This is a genomic window from Spirulina subsalsa PCC 9445, from assembly GCF_000314005.1.
Lineage (GTDB): Bacteria > Cyanobacteriota > Cyanobacteriia > Cyanobacteriales > Spirulinaceae > Spirulina_A > Spirulina_A subsalsa.
The window spans coordinates 3,629,715-3,652,749 of record NZ_JH980292.1; the positions used below are offsets into that span (position 1 = coordinate 3,629,715).

General features: G+C 47.9%; 24 protein-coding genes and 1 pseudogene. 12 read left to right on the plus strand and 13 right to left on the minus strand.

Annotated elements, in window-relative coordinates:
- The first annotated feature begins 222 nt into the window (after positions 1-222).
- On the plus strand, positions 223-900 hold the full coding sequence (locus tag SPI9445_RS0116540) for a class I SAM-dependent methyltransferase (RefSeq protein ID WP_017305889.1): 678 nt from the start codon (positions 223-225) through the stop codon (positions 898-900).
- A gap of 4 nt (positions 901-904) precedes the next feature.
- Here SPI9445_RS0116540 and SPI9445_RS28740 read toward each other — a convergent pair whose 3' ends face one another.
- The 4 genes from SPI9445_RS28740 to folB all read right to left on the minus strand — a co-directional run bounded on the left by SPI9445_RS28740 (position 905) and on the right by folB (position 3,470).
- Positions 905-1,048, minus strand: a complete 144-nt coding sequence (locus SPI9445_RS28740) for a hypothetical protein (protein WP_237747976.1) — start codon at positions 1,046-1,048, stop codon at positions 905-907.
- Positions 1,049-1,131: 83 nt separating this feature from the next.
- Positions 1,132-2,184, minus strand: coding sequence for a glycosyltransferase (locus SPI9445_RS0116545; RefSeq protein WP_017305890.1), 1,053 nt, complete (start codon positions 2,182-2,184; stop codon positions 1,132-1,134).
- Complete coding sequence (locus SPI9445_RS0116550; protein ID WP_017305891.1) at positions 2,181-3,086, minus strand: glycosyltransferase family 2 protein; 906 nt, start codon at positions 3,084-3,086, stop codon at positions 2,181-2,183. The genes SPI9445_RS0116545 and SPI9445_RS0116550 overlap by 4 nt, the downstream gene beginning before the upstream one ends.
- A 27-nt stretch (positions 3,087-3,113) precedes the next feature.
- A complete protein-coding gene (gene folB / locus SPI9445_RS0116555; protein ID WP_017305892.1) occupies positions 3,114-3,470 on the minus strand; it encodes a dihydroneopterin aldolase in 357 nt (118 codons plus the stop codon).
- Between the two features lie 24 nt (positions 3,471-3,494).
- Between folB and SPI9445_RS0116560 the strand changes: the two genes are divergently transcribed.
- Positions 3,495-4,457, plus strand: a complete 963-nt coding sequence (locus SPI9445_RS0116560; protein WP_017305893.1) for an o-succinylbenzoate synthase — start codon at positions 3,495-3,497, stop codon at positions 4,455-4,457.
- Positions 4,433-5,773 carry a 2-succinylbenzoate--CoA ligase gene (locus tag SPI9445_RS0116565; protein WP_017305894.1) on the plus strand — a complete coding sequence of 447 codons (1,341 nt, stop codon included), beginning with the start codon at positions 4,433-4,435 and terminating at the stop codon, positions 5,771-5,773. Before SPI9445_RS0116560 ends, SPI9445_RS0116565 begins: the two co-directional genes overlap by 25 nt.
- 155 nt (positions 5,774-5,928) lie before the next feature.
- Here the strand turns inward: SPI9445_RS0116565 and SPI9445_RS0116570 are convergent, their stop codons facing one another.
- A complete protein-coding gene (locus SPI9445_RS0116570; RefSeq protein ID WP_017305895.1) occupies positions 5,929-6,945 on the minus strand; it encodes a CHAD domain-containing protein in 1,017 nt (338 codons plus the stop codon).
- Between the two features lie 167 nt (positions 6,946-7,112).
- Between SPI9445_RS0116570 and SPI9445_RS0116575 the strand changes: the two genes are divergently transcribed.
- Both SPI9445_RS0116575 and SPI9445_RS0116580 read left to right on the plus strand, forming a co-directional pair.
- Positions 7,113-7,589, plus strand: a complete 477-nt coding sequence (locus tag SPI9445_RS0116575) for a hypothetical protein (protein ID WP_017305896.1) — start codon at positions 7,113-7,115, stop codon at positions 7,587-7,589.
- Between the two features lie 606 nt (positions 7,590-8,195).
- Complete coding sequence (locus tag SPI9445_RS0116580) at positions 8,196-9,203, plus strand: pentapeptide repeat-containing protein (RefSeq protein ID WP_017305897.1); 1,008 nt, start codon at positions 8,196-8,198, stop codon at positions 9,201-9,203.
- Positions 9,204-9,770: 567 nt separating this feature from the next.
- Here SPI9445_RS0116580 and SPI9445_RS0116585 read toward each other — a convergent pair.
- Positions 9,771-10,187 carry a DUF4359 domain-containing protein gene (locus SPI9445_RS0116585; RefSeq protein ID WP_017305898.1) on the minus strand — a complete coding sequence of 139 codons (417 nt, stop codon included), beginning with the start codon at positions 10,185-10,187 and terminating at the stop codon, positions 9,771-9,773.
- 109 nt (positions 10,188-10,296) lie between these two features.
- Positions 10,297-10,719, minus strand: a complete 423-nt coding sequence (locus tag SPI9445_RS0116590) for an acyl-CoA thioesterase (RefSeq protein WP_017305899.1) — start codon at positions 10,717-10,719, stop codon at positions 10,297-10,299.
- A gap of 251 nt (positions 10,720-10,970) precedes the next feature.
- On the opposite strand from SPI9445_RS0116590, the gene SPI9445_RS25925 reads away from it, so the two are divergent.
- From SPI9445_RS25925 to SPI9445_RS0116610, 4 genes are all read left to right on the plus strand, one after another.
- The gene (locus tag SPI9445_RS25925) at positions 10,971-11,753 is read left to right on the plus strand and encodes an ABC transporter ATP-binding protein (protein ID WP_071525299.1); all 783 of its coding nucleotides are present in this window, start codon (positions 10,971-10,973) and stop codon (positions 11,751-11,753) included.
- 90 nt (positions 11,754-11,843) lie between these two features.
- On the plus strand, positions 11,844-12,350 hold the full coding sequence (locus tag SPI9445_RS0116600) for an adenylyltransferase/cytidyltransferase family protein (protein WP_017305901.1): 507 nt from the start codon (positions 11,844-11,846) through the stop codon (positions 12,348-12,350).
- Positions 12,347-13,600, plus strand: coding sequence for a dihydroorotase (locus SPI9445_RS0116605; RefSeq protein ID WP_017305902.1), 1,254 nt, complete (start codon positions 12,347-12,349; stop codon positions 13,598-13,600). Before SPI9445_RS0116600 ends, SPI9445_RS0116605 begins: the two co-directional genes overlap by 4 nt.
- A 232-nt stretch (positions 13,601-13,832) precedes the next feature.
- Positions 13,833-14,510 (plus strand): Uma2 family endonuclease, encoded by a 678-nt coding sequence (locus SPI9445_RS0116610; protein ID WP_017305903.1) that lies wholly within the window; start codon positions 13,833-13,835, stop codon positions 14,508-14,510.
- A gap of 48 nt (positions 14,511-14,558) precedes the next feature.
- Here the strand turns inward: SPI9445_RS0116610 and nuoK are convergent, their stop codons facing one another.
- The 4 genes from nuoK to nuoH form a co-directional block, all read right to left on the minus strand.
- Positions 14,559-14,870, minus strand: coding sequence for an NADH-quinone oxidoreductase subunit NuoK (gene nuoK, locus SPI9445_RS0116615; protein ID WP_017305904.1), 312 nt, complete (start codon positions 14,868-14,870; stop codon positions 14,559-14,561).
- 79 nt (positions 14,871-14,949) lie between these two features.
- The gene (locus SPI9445_RS0116620; protein ID WP_017305905.1) at positions 14,950-15,543 is read right to left on the minus strand and encodes an NADH-quinone oxidoreductase subunit J; all 594 of its coding nucleotides are present in this window, start codon (positions 15,541-15,543) and stop codon (positions 14,950-14,952) included.
- A 62-nt stretch (positions 15,544-15,605) separates the two neighbouring features.
- Positions 15,606-16,202, minus strand: a complete 597-nt coding sequence (gene ndhI / locus SPI9445_RS0116625; RefSeq protein WP_017305906.1) for an NAD(P)H-quinone oxidoreductase subunit I — start codon at positions 16,200-16,202, stop codon at positions 15,606-15,608.
- A gap of 45 nt (positions 16,203-16,247) precedes the next feature.
- Positions 16,248-17,366, minus strand: coding sequence for an NADH-quinone oxidoreductase subunit NuoH (gene nuoH / locus SPI9445_RS0116630; RefSeq protein ID WP_017305907.1), 1,119 nt, complete (start codon positions 17,364-17,366; stop codon positions 16,248-16,250).
- A gap of 447 nt (positions 17,367-17,813) precedes the next feature.
- Here nuoH and SPI9445_RS0116640 point away from each other — a divergent pair, with 447 nt between their 5' ends.
- Entirely contained in the window at positions 17,814-19,742 is a 1,929-nt protein-coding gene (locus tag SPI9445_RS0116640) for an AMP-dependent synthetase/ligase (protein ID WP_017305909.1), read from the plus strand.
- 63 nt (positions 19,743-19,805) lie between these two features.
- Positions 19,806-20,255, plus strand: a complete 450-nt coding sequence (locus SPI9445_RS0116645) for a YlqD family protein (protein ID WP_017305910.1) — start codon at positions 19,806-19,808, stop codon at positions 20,253-20,255.
- A 33-nt stretch (positions 20,256-20,288) separates the two neighbouring features.
- On the opposite strand, the gene SPI9445_RS0116650 is transcribed toward SPI9445_RS0116645, so the two are convergent.
- Positions 20,289-21,887, minus strand: a complete 1,599-nt coding sequence (locus SPI9445_RS0116650; RefSeq protein WP_017305911.1) for a B12-binding domain-containing radical SAM protein — start codon at positions 21,885-21,887, stop codon at positions 20,289-20,291.
- A 294-nt stretch (positions 21,888-22,181) separates the two neighbouring features.
- Between SPI9445_RS0116650 and SPI9445_RS0116655 the strand changes: the two genes are divergently transcribed.
- Entirely contained in the window at positions 22,182-22,571 is a 390-nt protein-coding gene (locus SPI9445_RS0116655; RefSeq protein ID WP_017305912.1) for a response regulator, read from the plus strand.
- 86 nt (positions 22,572-22,657) lie between these two features.
- Here the strand turns inward: SPI9445_RS0116655 and SPI9445_RS32190 are convergent.
- A pseudogene (locus SPI9445_RS32190) lies at positions 22,658-23,029 on the minus strand (PIN domain-containing protein).
- Positions 23,030-23,035: the final 6 nt, after the last annotated feature.

The following is a 23,035-nucleotide window of genomic DNA, read 5'->3' on the forward strand; positions in this document are numbered from 1 at the left end:
GGTAATAAAATTAATTTCTAAAGTCTTGATGCGCCCTACAAATCCTTTGGGCGTATGCAATACGCCCCTAGGAACCGAATACACAAACTTAGTACACAAACCGAATACAATGTAGAGGTGATTTACTAGCTTTTGTTGGGTTGCGCTTTTCCTATGCCTAACCTACGGGGGTCAATTTACGGGAGGTGATTTACGGGGTTTTAAGTTGAGGACAGGTTACTAATGTTAGGAGGAATGATGGATGATTTAGAGAAAATTCTACGCAATCAAGAGGATATATTGGCGATGCAGTATTTAGCGCCTTTATGTGGCGAGTATCTGCCTTGGAGTGGCTACGCGATGCGCCCTAGTGGTTTGGTGCAAGTGCTGAATGAAATTGTGATTAATCAACGCTCTAAAATTGTGGAGTGTGGGGCGGGGGTTTCGACGTTTTATATTGCCCGGTTACTTCGTCAAAAGGGGGGACATCTTTATACGATTGAACATAATTTAGATTGGATGAATTGGGTTCAAGGTGAGTTGGAACGGGAAAGTTTATCTCACTTGGTTACTTTGGTTTATGCGCCTTTACAACCTACGGATTTATCGTTACAAAATACCCCTTGGTATGATACGGAAATTCTTCGGGCAACTCTAGGTTCTCTACAAGGGATTGATTTATTATTGGTGGATGGCCCCCCGGCCTATGAGGAGTCGATTCAATATTCCCGCTATCCGGCGTTGCCTTATTTTTTGCCCCAATTTGCCCCGGATGTGACGGTGGTGATTGATGATGCTAACCGTGAGGGGGAAAGGGAGATTATTAAACGCTGGGAAGGGCTGCTTAATGTGGGTTTTGAGCAGAAGGATGGCTATATTGCGATCGCCCGTTTCCAACATTCAGGGAATAGTGATGAGTGAGGGACTAGGGAGCAGGGGAGCAGGAGAGAGGGAGAGGGGGAGAGGCAATCTCCCGACTCCCGACTCCCGACTCCCGACTCCCGACTCCCGACTCCCGACTCCCGATTCCCGACTCCCGACTAGATTGCTTCGTACCTCGCAATGACATTACTCCCGACTCCCGATTCCCGACTCCCGATTCCCGACTCCCGATTCCCGACTCCCGATTCCCGACTCCCGATTCCCCGTTCCCTACAGTACGCGATTAAACCAGCGGATTAGGCGATCGCCAAAAGCCCCCATAGAATAGCGCTCTTCTGCCTCTTGGCGGCACACAGCGCGCTCGATTTGCTCAATTTGACGCATCCCCTCAATTAACCCAGAAACAGAATCAGGTTCCACTAACCACCCACTCTTCCCATCGGCCACCAATTCCGAGGGGCCCCCGCGATTATAGGCAATGACGGGAACCCCACAGGCCAGCGCTTCCAACACAACCCGGCCAAGGGCTTCAATCCATTTGTGGGTCATCAACAGCCCCTGACATTGCCTTAATTCCTGCTGAAAATCTTGGGTTGATAAAAACCCCCGATAGTCTAAATCCGCGTCGGGATATTGGGCTTGTAACTTGCGCCAATATTCGGGATCTTGTAAATAGCCAAAGACTTTGAGGGGAACGCCAAGGGTTTGGGCGGCGGCGATCGCATCCTCTAATCCCTTCTCCGGTGAAATCCGACCCGCCCAAGCGAAACTCTCCCCCGGAGTATCACAAAACTCGTATTTTGTCAAGTCAATTCCCCCACCCAAAATTCTAAAAGCTTCTGGGCAAGGATAGGTATTGGCTTGAGTTTGGGTATGAGCGCCCAGAGTCCCCGGACAAAGATCAGCCACTCGTGCGATCGCCCGATCCATGACCGAAGTCCAAGAGGCGATACAAATGTAGTGCAGTACTGGACGCTGAAAAAAGGGCGACAGGTAGAGGGGGAGCCACTCATAGCCAAAATCCAGAATCAGGTCATAATCTAGCTGGACTTGACGGGCATAGTCCCACAGATTCGCGACAACGGCATTGTCCGGGAGGATAACCGGATCTTCATAGGTGGGATGGGGGACTAAACCTTGTAGCGTGCCAGGAATTTCCGTCACCTTTAACCCTTCTAAACGAGAATCCGGGGGGGCGACAATTTCCACCTCATGGTGTCGGCCGAGCATTTCTCGGGCAATCGTTTGTAGATTGACCGCCACTCCCCCCAGACGACCACTGTTCAGGGAGCTAACCGGACTAGAGATAAACAGAAGTTTCATGATTGTTGGGCCTTGGGGCGAGGGAGGGCGTTTAATTCGGGTTGCAACCAAGCCGCATGGCCATTTTCCGTCAGATCGAGAAATTCCTCTAGATTTTGGCAGCGTCCCTCCTGCATATACTGACGAAAGAGATCATTTAAACGGAGATTGGCGGTAAATTCAGCCTGTGCCGAGGCGCGGATGGTTGGGGTCAGTTCTAATTCTCCCCGGTCTAACAGGGATAAAATGGCTTGATAAGCTTGTTCTGCTGTCTCAAAGGCCTTGGGGGATTGGGTGATGGAGTTATCCCGTTTGTAGTAGCGATAGAGGGGTTGAGGGTGAAGGGCGACCTGTTCACTGCGGCTGAGGAGTTCGAGGTTAAATAAAACATCGGCCGCAAAGGGAACCCTTGTCCACCCTGACCCGGCCAATTCCCGACGAAAGACGGGGAAAAAGGGGACACGAGGATTTAAGATATCCTCGGCTGTGGCAAAACTTAGGGCGGTGCGGTCGGGAAAGGGACGCTTATAAAGCTGACCTTGGGAATTGTAAACCCCTGTATTATCTAGGGCTACACCGAATTTTAGGGCGAGAGGAACTAACTCAGCGAGACGATTGGGTTGATAAGCGTCATCCGCGTCTAAGTTGGCGATAATTTCCCCTTGAGCAAGGGTGAGGGCGGCGTTGCGGGCGGGGGCTTCTCCGGTGCCGTAACCTCCTGTATCGGCTTGTTTTAAGCGGGTGTCGCTAATTCCCTGTTGCGCGAGGTGGTCTAGATAGTCTACTTGGTCATCAGAACCGATAACCGCTTCCCAGTGGGGATAGGTTTGGGTCAGTAAGCTTTGGATGGTATCCCCAAGGGTCTGTTTAGCACGGTAAGCGGGGATGAGGATACTGACGAGGGGGGATGAGGTGGGAGACATAGGAGGGCTCAATCAAGGGGGGGACGATTACCGTTCTCGGGTCATGTCAATCATGACATGGCCGGGGAAACCGGGAATGGGGGGAGAGAGTTTGATTAAGCGCGATCGCACTTTTTCCACCCGTTCAAACTGTAACAGGGTTTCAATGATCACGGTGTTTAACCGTTCAAGGGTCTTAAATTTCGAGGTTTCCATGAGGTATTGCACTTTTTCCACCACCTCGGCATAGTTGAGGGTGTCGTCGAGTTGGTCGTTTTGTCCGACGGTGGAAAGGTCTAACCACAGGGTTAAGTTCACTTCAAACCATTGACCTAAAACTTGTTCTTCCGGTAAGAAACCAACATAACCGTAGTAGCGTAACCCTGTAACTTCAATTGCGTCCATGTTTGAGGGGAGGTTGAAAGAATCATGTCCTATTGTTTCACGTTTCGCGTCTACCAGCGCCCTTTTTTGCGGCCGTTACACACCCATCACGGCATCTGGGAGGTACGGGAGGGGATTATTCTCCGTTTAGAAAACCTACAGCAGGAAGTGGCCTGGGGGGAAATTGCACCCCTGCCAGAGTTTGGGTCCGAAACCTTGGAGGAGGCGATCGCATTTTGTCAAAGTCTCGGCCCCCAAGTCTCCCCCACCCTCCTTTCCAGCCTCCCCGATTCCCTCCCCGCCTGTCAATTTGCCTTTGAATCCGCCTTGCACCAATTACTCACCCCCTCCCCTCCCCCTACCCTTCCCCCCTCCCGTTTTGCCTATCTCCTCCCCTCGGGTCAAGCGGCCTTAGAGACCTGGCCTAGTCTGATGGCACAGGGAGCGAGAACCTTTAAATGGAAAATTGGGGTTTTGCCCTTACACCAAGAATTAGATATCTTTCAACAACTCGACACCCTCCTACCCCAAGGGGTACAACTGCGCTTAGATGGCAATGGGGGACTTAGGGAAAAGGAAACGCGGGAATGGTTGAAAATGGGGGAAAGCACCTCCCGGATTGAATTCCTCGAACAACCTTTACCCCCCGCAGAATTTACCACCCTCTGCACCCTACAAGCACAATATCAAACCCCCCTCGCCCTAGATGAATCTGTTGCCCGTTTAAACGACCTCAAAACCTGCTATAATCAAGGATGGCGCGGTGTTTTTGTTGTGAAGGTTGCGATCGCCGGATCCCCCCAAAAACTCCGCCAATTTTGTCAAACCCACCCCCTTGATCTCGTCCTTTCCTCCGTCCTAGAAACCGAAATCGCCCGCACCGCCGCCCTCCACCTTGCCCAAGAAATCGCCCCCCAACGAGCATTAGGCTTCGGCACAACCCAATGGTTCCAACCCCTGAAAAAAACTTGGTTAAACGACCTGTGGACAACCTCACAACCCACCTAAAAAACCCTCCCCACTGGTTAATTCATCCCCCCGGAAACCTATTCTTAAATCACCTCAATTCCTATCGCCAAACCCTGCAAACCTACCCCACCCCCCCGCGAATTTGCCTCGCCGAATCCGACCCCATTAAATTCTTGGCGGCCTTCTTTGCCTCCCTACTCCACAACGCCCCCCTCTTCCTCTGTCACCCCCAATGGACCCCCCAAGAATGGCAATCCGTCCTAGAACTCACCCAACCCCAAATCATCTGGGGAATCTCTCCCCCTCCCCCCACCTTTCCCCCAACTCCCACCCCCCAACTCCCCCCCCAAGCCATCATGATCCCCACCGGAGGATCATCCGGTAAAATCCGTTTTGCGATTCATACTTGGGAAACCTTAACTCATGCCGTCGAGGGCTTTTATCACTACTTCAATCAACAACCGGTTTGTAGTTTATGCCTGCTTCCATTATACCATGTTAGTGGATTAATGCAAGGGATAAGAGCATTTTTAACACAAGGAAAACTCGCCATTTATAATTATTCTGACCTCAAAAAAGCCCTAACAAATAATAACCTTTTCGCCCCCCTTTTAAGCCACAACTGGCAAGACTTTTTTATTTCCCTCGTCCCCACCCAACTCCAGTTTATTCTAGAACACAATCCCCAATGGTTGCAGCAATTTAAAACCGTTCTAGTCGGAGGCGCATCCACCCCCAACGCCCTGTTAGAGCAAGCCTATCACCATCAAATCAACCTCGCCCTAACCTATGGCATGACCGAAACTGCCGCCCAAATTGCCACATTAAAACCCCGTGATTTCCTGAACAAAATTTGGTGTAGTGGTCAGACCTTACCCCATGCCAAAATTACGCTACAATCCCCCCAAAACCCCATCATTCAGATTGAAAGTTCCGCCCTCTATTGGGGATACTATCCCCACGGAACAGAACAAGCGAAAATCTTTATCACCGATGACCTCGGCAAGATTAATCCAGAGGGATATTTATCAATATTCGGTCGCAATAGTCAAAAAATCATTACTGGAGGTGAGAATGTTTTCCCCCCAGAAATTGAACAGATTATTTTTCAAACCAACTGCGTGCAAGATATTTGTATCATTGGGCTACCTGATGCTAAATGGGGAGAAATTGTCACCGCCATTTATGTTCCTAAATCAGGAGATATTACCCCAGAAATAATTCAGGCAAAAATTGCCCCCTTATTAAGTCCCTTTAAACATCCCAAACGTTGGTTAGTGAGAGCCAAAATCCCCCGCAATGCCCAAGGAAAAATCAACTATCCCGACCTAAAACAGTGGGCAACAAACCAATAAACCCTAGGTTAGGTGAAGCGGTAGCGTAACCCAACAAATCAGGATATAATCGCGTACAGCTTACCAGAGGTTTTGGATATGAGGCTTTTTGGCAAATCTGGGTAAATGCCTTGCACCCTGACGCACCCTTTTTGAAACTCCCGGAGAGAAATGTTCTAAGACTCTGGGGCAAAAACTAAATCTTTGGGGAGATGAGGCTGAATTACGGGTTCCAGTTTTTGGATAGTCAAGCGGAAATGATTCCGGATCTCAGCTTGAGTAAACTGAGTTTGTAAACTTTGCCAAGCTTGCCATTTTTCCCAGCGAATTTCTTGTAGTTTTTGAGTTAAATGGGGTAATTCTTGCTCAATGGGATCGGCAAAAATACTTTGTAAAAATTCCACTAAAACAAAACTATCTTGAATGTCGCCTAAGACGGTCTGAATTTTTTTGATATCTTGAACATAGTTTTGATAGGTTTCCCCGTAGAACTGGGTAAATAGTTCCAGTTGATAGCGCGATCGCTTGGCCTCTTTGCGCAAACTATGTAAACAGGTAATCTCATGGGTGAACACTTGTTCCATCAAGGCACGAGGAGACGGATCCAAAACAACAGCACCCGTTGAACTCCCCACTCCTACCCACCAGCCCGGATGTAGCAACAATTGACTCACTTGGGGCAAGAGTAAATCTGCGAGAACATCCTCAATGGGCAGGGAGGCAATGGCGTGATATTGGGGGAATTCTAACCAATCTGTAAACTGTTGTTTTAATTTCAGGTAGGGTTTATCGTTGAGAGCTTTCCGAACTTGTTTAAAAGCTTTATGGCGTTGGTGTTTGAGGACAGGGAACACATCTCGCAGCACCTTCTGCTCTTTTTTGGGTAAATGGGGGAGATAGTCCTTCTGGAGACTTTCCCCCAACACATCCAAATCTCGTAACTCCCCTAAAATACGAGCCAACTTGCCCACTTTTTGCTCGCGGATGCCTTTGGGTAGGTTTAACGCCGTGGTAAAACCAATTAAGACGGTGCGTAAACGCCGCATCCCTACTCGCATTTGATGTAACTCTTCGGGATCTTGATCTTTGAGGACTTCTGGCTCATGTTTGAGAATTTTTTGGTAGTGCTTGGCAATGGCGACATAAGCCCAATCGCCAAACGTCAAAGCCGTTTCCGGTGTAGGTTGTTTCATAACTCCCCGATGAGCAGTGCAAAGCTATCTATTCCATCTTAGATCGATTTGTTTATCCGGCAAAAACAAGACCTTAGCAGCCCCCCAGAAACAAAAAGCTTGCATTGATTGCAAAACCTCATATTATTATCGGTAAGTGTAAATCGTCTCATGGGGTAGATTTAATCATGCGTCTTACGAAATTCGCTGTGTTGACTGGAACAGCCCTCGCTGTTGGTTTAAGTGCGATCGCCGCCGATGTAGTACAAGCTCAACCCGATAGCAATCCTCTTCTCCTCGCTCAATCCAGCCCCTCCCGTGAGCCTAAAATTCGCGGAGTCGTGCGCAGTGTTGTGGGAACTCAGGTTTTAGTCGAACTCGAACGAAGCGAGGATCCCTTAATGTGGGTCGGTGTTTCCCAATCAGACTTAGGGGCCATGAACTTAATGGGCGGAACCCCCGTCTTTGTTCAAGGGCGGCGCATTGTAGGATTAGCCCCCAGAGGAATCTCCATCTCTTCCCCCTCCGACTTCAGCAGCCGGGTTGAATCTCTCTGGGCTGAATATGACCACAACCAAGAAGAACCTCGTTCTTCGGTTTTACCCTCCTCTGAACCCATGATGGCCCCTGTTCCTCAAACGGCTCCTATCCCCGGTTTATGGTAAGTTAGCTCCCCGCCGAGAAGCCCCGCGCTGTAATTTTCAATTCAGCGTCGGCAGGAAGTCACCTTCTTTTTCCCCTAGGCGCACCCTCTCTTAGGGTGCGCTTTTCGTTAACCCGCCGAGAAGCCCCGCGCTCTCCCCTCTAGATCCCCCTTGCCAGAACCCCCCTCAAGCGAGTATCCTTAAGGGATATAGAGAATCAGTTGAACGTCGAATCCATCCAATTTATTTATCAAGTTTTAACTGTATGTCATGCCATGACTGGGAAGAAAGCGGGTTCTTAGCCAGACTCTCCGCAATCAAGGACTTCTCAAGCTTAATGCCTAGACCGGGTTGGACAGCCCGTTTCCTTTGTTGGATGCAAAATCAGGGAATTTCCTTTGTCCATTTGTAGCTGATTCACCGTCGAAATTCCCCAACCATCAGGACAGATGAGAAAATCTCACGAAAACTGAGCCTTCAAACCCCTTAGTTTTTAGCCCTACTTAGAAATTTTCTCATCGGGTCGCTTTTTAACTGGATCGAATCTTTTCCTTTTCCTATCTTTATATCCATTCATTTTGATCGAGTGTTTTGTCTACTCCATCAAAAACCATCCACCCATTTTTTATGAGTAAAAGCCAGCTTTTCAGCATTGATGAACTTTTACGTCGAGTGAGCGAAGGAGAGCGCAATTTTTCCCGGATTAAAGTCCGTCAGGCGAACTTTGCCCACGCTAACTTCAATCAAATTAACTTGAGTTACTCCTCCCTTAAGCACGCAGACTTAACGGAAGCGAAGTTAATGCGGAGTAATTTAAGTCAAGTGAATCTCAATCATGCTCAACTCAATCAAGCACTCTTAATTGAGGCTAATTTGAGCGGAGCGACTATGATTGAAGCGAGTTTGATTGCCGCAGACCTCAGTGGGGCTATTCTCTCGAATGTCAATCTCTCTGGGGCAAATCTTAATCGGGCTTCTTTGGTAGGCTGTAGTTTGGTGCAAGCACAATTTCTCAAAGGAAGTAAATTAAAGGGTGCAAATCTGACGGGAGCCACTCTAACTCGTGGGGCCTTGGCAAAAGCGAACTTAAATCAGGCTAATTTAACTCGGGCTATCTTAACTCAAGCCAATTTAGAACAGGCTAGTTTACAGTCTACCATTTTGACTTGTGCCTATCTTAATGGGGTTAATTTGCGGGGGGCGAATTTGCAAGGGGCGGATTTAAGTTTTACCAATTTGCGTAATGCAGATTTAACGGCTGCCAATTTGAAGGGAGCGAGTTTAGAAGGGGCTGATTTAAAGGGAGCCATTCTGACCTCTGCTAATCTGCGTTATGCCCAATTACAAGGGGCAGAATTGACCAATGCCAATTTACAAAAGGCGAAATTGTCTCATGCCGATTTAACGGGGGCGAATTTATTAAGTGCGAATTTGTCCTATGCTAATTTGTCTCAAGCGCGACTTTGCCAAGCGGGATTATTATTGGCTCATTTAATGGGGACAAAGTTTAATCAGGCTAATTTAAAGGGGGCGAATTTGATTGGGGCGAATTTGAGTTTGGCGGATTTTTCCCATGCTTTACTGGAGACGGCTATTCTGCCTAATGGTCAAACGGGAGAATCAATGGTTAATTAACTATAACTTCACTGGTTCCCGGTGGGTTGCGACCTGCCGGATGTTTTTGGGTTGAAATTTATGAATTTTGGAAGGACAAATTAAAAACAAAAAATGGACAAAACAGAAGGGGTAAATCTTGCTGCTTTATCCATCTATTTCAGGCGTGAGCATTCAAAAACTTGTCTGGGTAGATGTTCTGAGAAAAACTAAAGATTGTAATATTTCTTCTCTACTGTTTGCTTCTACTTTCGATTCAATGATGCCACCCTGTTCTAGAGTTTAAAATTCCCCGGATAGAAACGAAAACACTGAGGATGGATTATTGAACTGGATTCTTGAACCTAGATCAAGACGACTTGCTTTCATAGAATCAGGTCATAGTATCAGGAACATCATGACCCGAAACATTTTGAAAAAGTGGTCTTTTCCTCAAGTCCGTTCTCTATGTTTCTACTTTAACGAATGGGGATAAGCTTCTACAATAGCCAATTCCTCTATTTTTGCTGCGCTTTTGATTAAGAAAGAATACGGATGAGATAAGGTTTTTGGGGCTTGTATCCGTGGAAATGCGCAGAACAGCAAGTGCTAGGTAAAGCTGATGAAGTGGCCTAGGATGGCGAGGGTGGTCACTTTTTGATCGAGGATTTCTGTGTGATAGAGGGAAAAGATTTGAAAGTTTTGCTGGGTGGTGGATTGTTGGATAAAATCTTTTAGGAAGGGTTTGAGGCGATCGCCTCCTGCGGTTAAACTGTCCTGACAAAGCTGCTGTAAGCGGTTTTGGCTATTGTCTAAACCGATATCTCGCAAGAAATCATGAACTCCCCCCGGAATCCGATGTAACACATTTTGCTGACAAGCACTTTCTTTTATTTCGCTAACGAATTTTTCCGAGGCATAATTGAGATAAGCCTCTTCTGGGGGATTGGTGGCGACCAAACCACCCACTAGGGCGATTAAGGCGATCGCACTCCCCCCTTGAATAGTCTGGCGAGAAAGTCCCATAGTTTTAGTAAGCCTGACTGCACAACACTTGTGATTGTCCTACAAGGGGAAAGCTTGGTGTTCCGGACTTCCCGGAAATTCTAGGGCTTCCTTTGTAGTCAGTTTCAGGTTATGAATCCAAGGCTTGCCACCGGGTCAGCCAATGAATCAGGTCGGGAGGAAGAGTCAGACGCTGACGTTGGATGGGGTCAATGGCAACATGACGGGTTAAAACTTGGGCAACGGGGCGATCGCCTGTGGGGTGATGATAGATTTGGTATATCACCTCAAAGCTACTGGAATCTAAAGTGTGAGGTGTGAGGACAATCAGAATGCGATCGCCACAAAACAAAGGTCGGAAAAAGTCCACCGCACAATGAGTAATCGGCAACGCCAAACCTGTGGGACTGACCAAAGCTTTGAGGTCAATCCCCACCGCCAGTAAGGAGTCCTCATAGGCCACATGGCACAAGTGAGGGACATTAGCAAAATAAACCACTCCGGCCGCGTCAGTTTCGGAAAGATGGATGGTATAACTAGCAGTAAAACTCATAGGTTAGGCGATTCCGCAATTACCATGATGTATCACGATTGGAGGGGGAGAATTATGATAGGGTTCAGAAACATTTGCAGCCAATTAACGCTCTTAAGCTTACAACAGAGGCTTTAACCCTGACTTAGTTTATTTGTATTTGTTCTAGCTATAATCGATCATTTGATTTTCCAGTCCGGTCAGAAGTCGCTACTATAGCGTTACATTCAGTAACATACCGTCTCTAGATTTAGTCAATTCACTCAATTTTGATGGTCACATCTCGACTCCAACTAACCAATCCGAGCCAGGTTGTTCCTACTTTACACTGTGTCGAATTTATGCCTAAAGGCGCGATTAAGTGTTGCGGGGTAGACATGACCTTCTCGATGGGACAGCAACAAATCCCTGTATTACAAGGTATTGACCTTTCCATTGAACGGGGGGACATTCAGCTTTTAATGGGGCCTTCCGGGTCTGGAAAAACCACCTTACTGTCAATTTTAGCTGGACTCTTGACCCCGAGCCAAGGGAAAGTCTATCTCTTGGGTCATGAAATTACCCGGATGTCCCGTCGTCAATTAGCCCGCTTCCGTCTCCACAATATTGGCTTTATTTTTCAGGGCTTTAATTTATTTCCAGCGCTTACGGCCTTGGAAAATGTGGAATTAGCCATGAAAATGAAGGGCATCCGCAAAGGGGAACGTCGTCCCGAAGCCATCCATTTATTGGACAAAGTGGGGTTAGGGAACAAGATGCACCACTTACCCCGAGACTTGTCTGGGGGTCAACAACAACGAGTTGCGATCGCCCGCGCCCTAGTGGGAACACCTCAACTCATTATGGCAGACGAACCCACCGCCGCCCTAGACTCCCACAGTGGTCATGGGGTGATTGAACTGCTGCGGGAATTAGCCAAAGAAGAACACTGTACCGTTGTCATGGTGACACACGACCCCCGCTTAAAAACCGTCGCCGATAAAATCACCTACCTTGAAGACGGGATCTTAATGCGTGAACCGTCCTGTGAACAGACCCCCAGTTTCACCCACTAATCCCCCTTCGTCCATGCTAACTTAATGGGTCAAAGAGAGACGCGAGAATCCCCGATGGTTCAGGTTCTTTCCTCCCCCCCTCTTACGCTTATGTCTTGCCTCTACTCCCTCGAAGCACTACAACAGGAAATCACCAACCATCCCGACCAATGGCGGCCTCTCGTGTTTACCAATGGCTGTTTTGACCTGATTCATGCGGGTCATGTGCGCTACCTACAAACCGCCAAAGCCTTGGGCAAAACCCTAATTGTCGGTTTAAACAGCGACCGTTCTGTGGCTCAAATTAAGCCCTACAGCCCCGGAATGCCCTCCCGCCCCATTATCCCTCAACAAGAACGAGCAGAGGTCTTAGCGGCTCTAAAACCCGTGGATGGTGTCGTTATTTTCGAGCAAACCACCGCGACTTTTCTCCTTGAAACACTCAAACCAGAAATTTATGTCAAGGGGGGCGATTATACCCCCGATACCTTACCCGAATATCCTACGGTTCAAGCCTACGGTGGACAGATTGAATTAGTACAGGTCGAAATTCCCTCTTCAACGACGAGTATTATTCAGCGTATTCTGGGCAAGCAACCGGAATTTAAAACCCTATGAACGAATTATTGCAACAAGTTCGGATTCTCGACCCCCTCTCCCAAAGCGATCGCACCACAGACGTTTTAATCTGTGGGGGCAAAATTGAGGCCCTAGCCCCCCAACTGACCGAATACCCCGCCGATACCCAAATCACCCCCCCCTCCGGCTATATTCTCGCCCCCGGTTTAGTCGATCTCTACAGCCATAGTAGCGACCCCGGCCACGAAGACCGAGAAACCCTCGACCAACTCGCCCAAGCCGCCCTAGCTGGGGGGTTTACCCATGTTACTCTGCTCCCCGACACCACCCCCCCCTTAGACACCCCAGCCGCCTGTCAATTCCTCCAGCAAAACGCCCAAACCCTCCCCAAACGCCCCCAATTTGACTATTGGGGAGCCATTACCCGCCATCTCGCCGGAGAACAACTAGCCGAACTCGACGACCTGCGGCAACAGGGCGTAATCGGTTGGAGTGACGGCAAAACCCTAGCCCATTGGGGCGTACTGCGTCGGGCGCTCGAATATGCTCAACCTTGGCAAAAACCCCTTGCTTTCGGGCTAACTCACCCCCAACTGCAAGAACAGGGCGTAATGCGTGAGGGTCCCCTCTCCATTCAAGTGGGACTGGTGGGAGATCCCGCCTATTCCGAAAGTGCCACCCTCGCCGCCCTGTTGGAAATTATCGCCGCCTTCTCTACTCCTGTTCATCTGATGCGGGTTTCTACCGCTCGTTCCGTGGAACTGATTGCCGAAGCCAAAGGGAAAGGCCTCCCCATTACCGCCAGCACCCCTTGGCACCATCTCCTCCTCGACACCAGCGCCCTGATGGACTATGACCCTAATTTGCGCCTAGATCCCCCCTTGGGGAACAATTCCGACCGCCGAGCCTTGGGAGAGGGAGTGAAACGTGGGGTAATTGATGCGATCGCCATTGACCACACCCCCTACAGTTACGAAGAAAAAACCGTCGCCTTTGCCGAAGCCCCCCCCGGTGCCCTCGGCCTGCAACTCGCCCTCCCCCTCCTCTGGCACCACCTAATCCTCCAAGGAGATTGGACCCCCCTCCAACTCTGGCACGCCCTGAGTACCGCCCCCCGCCGTTGTCTCCAACAACCGCCCCTAGAATGTACCCTCGGCACCGAAGGCGGCTTTATTCTCTTCGATCCCCAAGCCCCTTGGACAGTGGATTCCACCACCCTCCATTCCGCCTGTCAAAACACTTACTGGTGGGGGAAAACCTTACAGGGGAAAGTTTTACGGGTTTGGTAGATTCGGGCTGGCTGAAAAAGTCTACTTGTGGGGTTAGGGAACAGGGGAGCAGGGAATAGGGAATAGGTAATAATTCTTGATTCCTCGACTCTCGACTCCCTAGGGCGCAAGCATTGCGCCCCTACACCGACTCCCAACTCCCTGTTCCCCGTTCCCTAATTTTGCACACAACTCAAGTTAAATTAGCATTAGAATAAGGCTGAATCTGTTACCTAGGGGGAGCAACAGAACAATGGTTCAAACACCCATCACCCACTTAGACCTATATCCTGATTCCGATGGTCAGCCTATGGCAGAAAATACCGTCCAATATCGTTGGATTGTCCGTCTTGTGAGCAACTTAAAACGCCTCTTTGCTGGACAAAATGTGTTTGTCGCGGGTGATTTACTCTGGTATCCTGTCCAAGTCCAAGCCTCCCCCGTGCCAGCCCAAGCCCCCGACGCAATGGTAGTTTTCGGTCGTCCCCCCGGAGATCGAGGCAGTTATAAACAATGGCAAGAGAATGATATTCCCCCTCAAGTGGTCTTTGAGATTCTCTCCCCTAGTAATACCCGGCGGGAGATATTCATAAAACAGACCTTTTATCAACAGTATGGGGTGTTAGAGATGTTTTTTTATGACCCCGATTCCCGAGATTTTTGGGGATTTGTGCGAGAAACTCCAGAACAGGAATTTTCCCTAATCACCCCCCTGAATCTGCCTTGGACTTCTCCCCTGTTACAGATTCGCTTTGAATTAGGGGGGGATGAATTAAGGGTTTTTCATCCCAACGGTGAGCTTTTTCAAGACCCAGAAGAGGTGATGGCAGAACGGGAGCAAATACAACGGGATTTAGAGCAAGTGACACAGGAACGCGATCGCGCCCTAGCCAAATTACGGGAACTAGGCATAGATCCCAACGAACTCTAAAGAAGAAGCCACTCATCATCGCGTAACGATGATGAGCTGTAGTTCACTCTACCACTTCAATAGATTAAACTGTTCCATATCAATCGTGTCACGGTTGCGATAAATCGCCAAAATAATCGCCAAACCTACCGCCGCCTCAGCCGCCGCCACCGTAATCACAAACACCGTAAACACCTGTCCCTTAATCTCCACAGGGTCTAAAAAATTAGAAAACCCCATGAGATTCAAATTCACAGCATTGAGCAACAACTCCACAGACATCAGCACCCGAACCGCATTCCGACTGGTGACTAGCCCATAAATTCCAATGCAAAATAACGCCGCCCCCAGTAACAAAAAATATTCTAACTGTAATTCCATTACGACTCCTCAATACTCATTTAGACCCTAGGGGTAATTCAGAAATTACCCCCAACACAATTGACAATTCACTACCCCATTAACTACCCGACAACTCACGAGGACGTTCCGGCAAAGTTAAAGCCGTTTCTACCTCAGTCGTTGTGGCCTTCCGTTCCGGGATAAAGTCACGACGGGCGAGAATAATAGCCCCCACCATCGCCATTAACAACAACACCGAAGCCAACTCAAACGGCAAGAGAAAATCACTAAAGAAATGCTTCCCAATTTGGATAATCGTACTACTAGCATTGACCACCGTAGTATCCACCGCCCAAGGAGTCGCCAACACCATCGTACTGAGCAACGCCAATAAACCCACACAAACCAACGCCGTCGCCCCTTGACGAATCCAACGATTGCGCACAGGTTTAAACTCTTCCTTCTTGTTCACCAACATAATGGCAAACAAAATCAACACATTGACCGCCCCCACATAAATCAAAATTTGGGCAGCCGCCACAAAATCAGCATTCAACAGGATATATAACCCCGAAATGCTCATAAATACACCACCCAGCAAAAACGCCGAGTAGACAATCTGATTGAGGAGGACAACCCCCAACGCTGCCCCTAGCATCATCACAGCCAAGATGCCAAAGGAAACAATCTGAACACCTTCCGCTAAATTCACGCCTTTCTGTTCTCCTTCCTGCTGTTAATACTCATGTTCGTTCATCGCGGCTCAAGCCTCACCTAGTCCGAAGACCCCGCCTTCATAGCTTCCATAATTTCTTCCGGACGTTGACCTGCCCGTTGGGAACCGGGGGGTAAATCATGGGGGTCATCCACCCCTTTAGGCAAATAGGCAAACTCTCGCAACGGTGTCACCATGGGGTCATCTGTCACCTTGTAAGGTAAACGACCCAAAGCGACGTTATCATAATTCAACTCGTGACGGTCAAAAGAGGCTAACTCGTACTCCTCCGTCATGGATAAACAATTCGTGGGGCAATATTCAACACAATTCCCACAGAAGATACAAACGCCAAAATCAATACTATAGTGATTGAGTTTTTTCTTCTTGGTTTCCTTATTAAATTCCCAATCCACCACCGGGAGGTTAATTGGGCAAACCCGCACACAAACCTCACAAGCAATACATTTGTCAAACTCAAAATGAATGCGGCCGCGATACCGTTCTGAGGGGATGAGTTTCTCGTAAGGGTACTGTACCGTCACCGGACGGCGCTGCATATGGTCAAAGGTGACAGATAGCCCTTGACCGATATATTTAGCCGCTTGTACGGTTTCTTTGGCATAGTCGCCCACTTGTTTGAGGAACTTAAACATAATTAGCCTCTGTATTTTGCAAATTTTAAGGACTTATGCCTCATTTTAGCCCCCGAAGGCGATGGGGAAAGCCAGTTTCAGGCCGGCCGTTAGGAGTAAATTCACTAAGGCCACGGGGAGTAAAAACTTCCAGCCCAGGTTTAAGAGTTGGTCAATACGGACGCGGGGCAGTGTCCAACGGAGTAAAACGGCGATAAAGACCAGAAAATAAGCCTTGAGAACCGTCATAATGATGCCCAAGGAGGCCGTCACCACTTGTAACCAAGGGGTTGTTTCACTAATGCCTAACCAGCCGGCGAGGGAGTCTAGGGGAATGGGGAATTCCCAACCGCCGAGGTACAGAATAGAGACAATCAGGGCGGATAACACGAGGTTAATATAAGACCCTACATAGAAGAGGGCGAAGCGCATTCCGGCGTATTCCGTTTGATACCCGGCGACTAATTCCTCTTCGGCTTCTGGTAAGTCAAAGGGTAAGCGTTCACATTCGGCGAGGGCTGCAATCCAGAAAATTAGGAAACCGACGGGTTGCCGCCAGACATTCCAGCCTAAAATCCCGTAGCCGGACTGTTGCTGCACGATGTCAATGGTGCTTAAGCTGTTGGACATCATGGCGACGGCTAAGACGGCCAAGGCGAGGGGGATTTCATAACTAATGGATTGGGCGGCGGCGCGCAATCCCCCTAAGAGGGAGTATTTATTGTTGGAGGCATAGCCCGACATTAACAAGCCGATGGGGGCAATACTGGAGAGGGAAATCCAGAGAAAAATCCCTACGTTGAGGTCGGTAATCAGGAGGTTTTGTCCAAACGGCACAATGAGGAAGGACAAAATCACGGGGATTACGACCAAGACGGGACCCAAGGTGAACAGCCAACTGTCGGCTTGGGCGGGAACAATATCTTCTTTGAAGACCAGTTTCAGACCGTCGGCAACGGGTTGTAGTACGCCGAGGGGTCCGGCATATTCTGGACCAATACGTTGCTGGGCGGCGGCGGAAATTTTCCGTTCTAGCCAGACGCTCACGAGGACTCCAACCACTGCCCCAATGACCATTAATATCATGGGCAGGGGGAGCCAGAAGACTTTGGCAATTTCTGGGGGAATTCCCAGTTGTTGGAGGGATTGTATAAAACTTCCTTGTAGGTCAATTCCTGAATTCATCGATTTTGAGTCACTTTAAGGGCATTGTGGGCTGGGTAAGGGGGGATATGATGCCTAAACCAGCCAAAACAGGTTATTTCAGTTTGTTATCAGCGAATCAGTCTTTAGTATATCGTTCAATGTTTCCCTCTCTGGTGGGGGGAGGGGAGAAAATCTACTTATGGGGGGATTCGGAAACATTTTAAGGTTGCCTATTACCTATTACCTCTCCCCTGCTCCCCTGCCCCCGACTCTCGGACTTATTCAGCAAGCCCTACTAAGTCCCTATTCTCTCTTGCCTAGTCCCCATCCCGTTGTGGGTGGGATAGTTGACTTTCTGTCCACTGGGGAAAAAAGAGTTCTCAACAGAGGATAGACTTAAAAAGTCAATGGCTGCCCGGGTTTCTGGAGAGCCTATTGTAAAAAATTCCCATTCTAAACTGCAACTCTCAGTGAGGTTTAAATCCTATGAATAATGCACTACGCAATGGTTCTGCTTCTTTGGACTATTCAAGGTTACAAGGGTTGAGTGAACTGTGGCCAATTTTGGTGGAAAATTATGGTGAAATTATTGCCCTCCATGACCCCCACAGTAAACCGGAGGTGATTTTAACCTATGCCCAACTCTATGAAAAAATTAAGCAGTTTGCGGCGGGGCTGCAAGGGTTGGGGGTGAAACCCCATGATAAGGTGGCTTTGTTTGCGGATAATAGTCCCCGGTGGTTTATTGCGGATCAGGGGATTCTGTTGGTGGGGGCGGCTGATGCGGTGCGCTCGTCTCAGGCGGAACGGCAAGAGTTACTGTACATTTTTGAGCATAGTGATAGCACCAGTTTGGTGGTGCAAGATTTAGCCACTTTACGGAAGTTACAGCCGGACTTGGCGGATTTGCCTGTGCAGTTTGTGGTTTTGTTGTCCGATGAAACGCCTCCGGCCGAGAGTCCCTTTAAGATTGTCAATTTTGCTCAGTGTTTGGTGCTGGGGGAAGAAACGACTTTAAAACCTGCGACCCAAACGCTGGATATGTTGGCGACGTTGATTTATACGTCGGGGACGACGGGACGACCGAAGGGGGTGATGTTAACTCATGGGAATTTCTTACATCAGGTGAATGGGGCGGCGACGGTGATTGAACCGCAACCGGGCGATCGCGCTTTAAGCATTCTCCCCAGTTGGCATTCCTATGAGCGCAGTGTAGAGTACTTTTTGCTCTCTCGGGCTTGCACCCAAATCTACACCAGCATTCGCACGTTTAAGAAGGATATCACCCAGTTTAAGCCCCATTTTATGGTGGGGGTTCCCCGTCTCTGGGAGTCGATTTATGAGGGGGTTCAGAAGTCGTTCCGGGAACAACCCGCCAGTAAACAACGCTTGATTCACTTTTTCCTGGGGGTATCCCAAAGCTATGTACAAGCGCGACGGATTGCCCAAAATATGAGCCTCGAACATCCAAACCCCAGCAGTTCAGAACGCTTCCTAGCACGGCTAAAAGCCCTCAGTTTAACGCCCTTACATCTGTTAGGTCATAAAATCGTCTACACCAAGATTCGGGCGGCTACAGGGGGCTGTGTGAAGGCGTTTATTAGTGGGGGTGGATCTTTAGCCCGTCATATTGATGCCTTTTTTGAACTGCTCGATATTCCCATCTTGGTGGGCTATGGTCTAACGGAAACCTCGCCTATTGCTACGGTGCGCCGTCCTCAGAACAATTTACGCGGTTCTTCGGGTCTACCTGTGCCTTACACGGAAATCCGCATTGTAGACCCCACAACACGCCAAACTCTACCCAACCAAACTCAAGGACTGGTTTTGATTCGCGGGCCGCAAGTGATGAGGGGATATTATAAAAATCCTGAAGCGACGGCGAAGGCGATTGATCCCGAGGGCTGGTTTGATAGTGGGGATTTGGGTATGATTACTCACGGAAATCAACTGGTTTTGACCGGACGGGCAAAAGATACCATTGTTTTGAGTAATGGGGAAAATATCGAACCCCAACCCATTGAGGATGCTTGTATTTGCAGCCCTTATATTGATCAGATGATGTTGGTTGGACAGGATCAAAAAATGCTGGGGGCGTTGATTGTACCGAATTTTGACGCACTGCAAAAGTGGGTCACGGAAGAGGGGTTAGGTTTGACCTTACCCCAGCCGGGGGATTCTGCACGACAAGACCTAGATCATCCGAAAATTATGGACTTGTTCCGACAAGAACTCAATCAACGGGTGAAAGAGCGTCCGGGCTACCGACTTGATGATCGGGTTGGGGTGTTCCGTTTGATTCCCCAACCGTTCACCATGGAAAATGGTCAATTGACCCAAACGTTAAAAATGCGTCGTCCTGTGATCGCGGAACAGTATCGCGATATGATCGACGGGATGTTTGAACGGAGTTGATGGGCGATCGCTTCCCATTTTCGACGACGAACCTACAACGAGCAGAGTAAGGAAACAAGATTGATGGATGAAAACAAACCGCAATTAATGTTAAAACGTCCGATTAACCTCAAGGTGGTTGTGACTCCTCGTTGGAAGGAGGAAATGCAGCAGCAGCTACAAGCCCAAACAAGCCAACTGGATCGCCAACTACAAGAGATTGATATGCAGGGACAACGGGCGATTTCAGAAATTCAAAAACAGGGGATTACGTTGACAAATCCCCAAGCCCTCCAACAAATTGAGGCGATTCAGAACCAAGTGAATCAAAAGAAAAATGAGTTTCAGCAGCGCAAAAATCAGTTACTCCAACAATTGGATCAACTGTCTGCGCTGGAGTTGGAACAAGAGGTACATCAAGGACAGATGGAAAGCTTTTTCAATGTCCAAGTGGGGGATAATCTCGTGCGCAAACTCAATGTAGAAATTTTGGTGCGGGATGGTGTCGTGGAAGAAATTCGCGGCGATGTTTAGGTAAATTGATCATCAATTATCAATTATCAATTATCAACTCATCGACTCTTGAAGATGCTTAATCAAGGTGGACTGAGGGAGAGGCCCAGCGAGGTGTTGCCAAGGCAAGACTTGCTGGGTGTCCCAGTTTTGATGAACGTAAAAGTCTAAGGGGGGGAGTTGTCCTTTGAGTTCTTTAAACGCTCGTTTATAACTGCCTAAAGAGTCGCCATAGTGACGGGTTAATTCTAATAGGGGGGTGATTCGGCGATCGCCTCGGGAAATTAAGGCTTGAATTACTGACCAATTATAGCTTTCGGGACGGAAATCAATCCCGTGCGATCGCAATTGTTTCTGTAAATACTGTAACCGCTTCTTACTCTCACCATTCACCCCCAACCACTGAAACGGCGTATGAGACTTAGGCACGAAGGTACTACAACCCAACGTTAAACGCAACCCCGGCACCCCCCGTTTAATCTCCTTCAACATCTGCACCGTTGCCTCAATATCCTCCTCCGTTTCCCCCGGAATTCCCACCATTCCATAAAGTTTGAGCGCTTTTAATCCCCCCGCTTTTGCATTCTCGGCCGCTTGTAATATCTCCTCATTGGCTAATTTTTTATTAATAATTTGCCGCACTCGTTCTGAACCACTTTCCACGGCAATAGTAATCGAACGACTATCATGTTGACTCAAAATTTGCGCCAGTTTTTCCGTCACCGTATTTGTACGCACCGAAGAAATACTGAGACGCACATCTTCATATTTCGGTTGATTAATATAATCTAAAAGGGCTTCAAACTCTGGATGTTGCGTTACCGATGCCCCCAACAAACCCAGACGATTTGTTACCTTTAATCCTCGTTCAATCGCTGGAATTAAAGACCCTTCAACGCTGGGAGTTCTAAAGGGTAACGTTAAATAACTCGCCAAACAAAAACGGCACATTTCCGGGCAACTACGCACCACTTCCACCATATAGATGCTTTCCCATGCGGCCTTTTCTGTCACCACCGTAGAAGCGGATAACATATTGCCACGATAGGTTTGTTTTTGGATCATGCTAGGAATCTCTGTAATTTTAGGCTTAATTTCTTCAATTCCAGATGTTATGTCTTGATAAATCACCTCATATAAACTGGGAATATAAACCCCCGGAACTTGTGCCAGAACGCGCAACTTCTCCTGACGAGGGGCATTTCTCAAGACTTTATAGGTATCAATAAACTGGTCTAATAAATCCTCTCCATCCCCCAATAAAATGACATCAAAAAATGCGGCAAACGGTTCTGGATTAGCCGTTAAAACCGGTCCTCCTCCAAACACCAGAGGATGGTGTTCTCCTCGTTCCTCGCTATGAGTCGGAATATCGAGGGATTCCAATAAATTTAAAATATTCATATAATCCAGTTCCCAAGAGAGGGAGAAACCTAATAATTCTGCTTCCCGGGGTAATGTTTCTTGAATATCCGTAAATAAACGACTTACTTCAACATCAGAACGGAGAGCCAAGGTAGACCAAACCACCTGATAGCCTAAACTGGTAATTCCCACACTATATTCATTGGGAAAGGCAAAAATAACTGGAATCCCATCGCTTTCCACAGATGCGGGGGTAAATAAAATTTTTTCAGCGCTCAATATTGTCATACTATTTCTCTGCCATTTTTAATAATGTTCCCATGATTCCCGATCGTATTTGTCCCGTTGTTAGTTGGAAAAATTAAGCCTTATGGCAGTTGTCCCCGAGATATAAATCTTAACACTGATCAAGATCACAGTAAAAACACGGATAGATCACAAAGTGAAGGTTGACTGCATCACAGTTGTATGACCTCTAATCGAGTTTAATAATGCCTATAAATGCCTTGTCTTGCGAAAATCAGCGTCGAACGCCTCTCTCCTCCAATCATCTAAACGTCTAAGCGATGTGAATGGGTTCTTATGAATCAAGTTCTAATTATTGATCAATCTCCTTGTTTCCGGCAAAAGCTGGCTAGTGTATTACAATCCTTCAACTTTAGCGTAGTGGAAGCAGAGGATGGCTTAGAAGCACAAGTCAAATTTGCCGAATATTTGCCGGACTTAGTTATTACCGATACCATTGTCCCTTCCTTAAATGGTTATCAATTTTGCACTTGGTTAAGAAATCACCCCCATTGGAATCAAGTTCCGGTGGTGTTCTGTTCTAATCGAAACACAGAGTTTGATCGGATGTGGGGGCTGAAAAAAGGAGCTAATGCCTATGTGGTCAAATCTGCGATGAGTCAGGAGTTACCCCCTATTCTCGCTATGCTTCTCCGGAGTGAAATGCAGGTAAAGCAAGTGGCTTGAACCCTTGACACTCTCGGCTTCTGCCGAGATGGAGATTTTTGGTTCAACCCGTTAGTGTACCTATATTCGGTGTTGTCTGGGCAGCATCAGCGTCGGGAGTGCGTCACAAGGCTTTCTAACTCCCTAAGCTGCTTGTCATTCCCAGTGGCTGCAATTAAAATGTCTTCAGTTTGAATAAGTAAACCCCTTAATCTCAGATTCGCGTGAATTTCGGCAGCTTTTTATAAAATTGCCAAATCATCTAAGAAAAGTATTGGATAAACTTGACAAAATTCCTCAAATTCTGTCCTTTGTCTGGGTGAATCAACCGCCAAAAAACCTCGCCTCACTTCAAAATAGGTGATACAGCTAATAAATATGGTTTTCTTTCGCAGGTTAATACCGTCAATTTTTTGCAGGATTTTACTATTTTTTCTAGCCGCTAAAGAGACAATATTAGTATCTAATAAATAACCCATAAATCT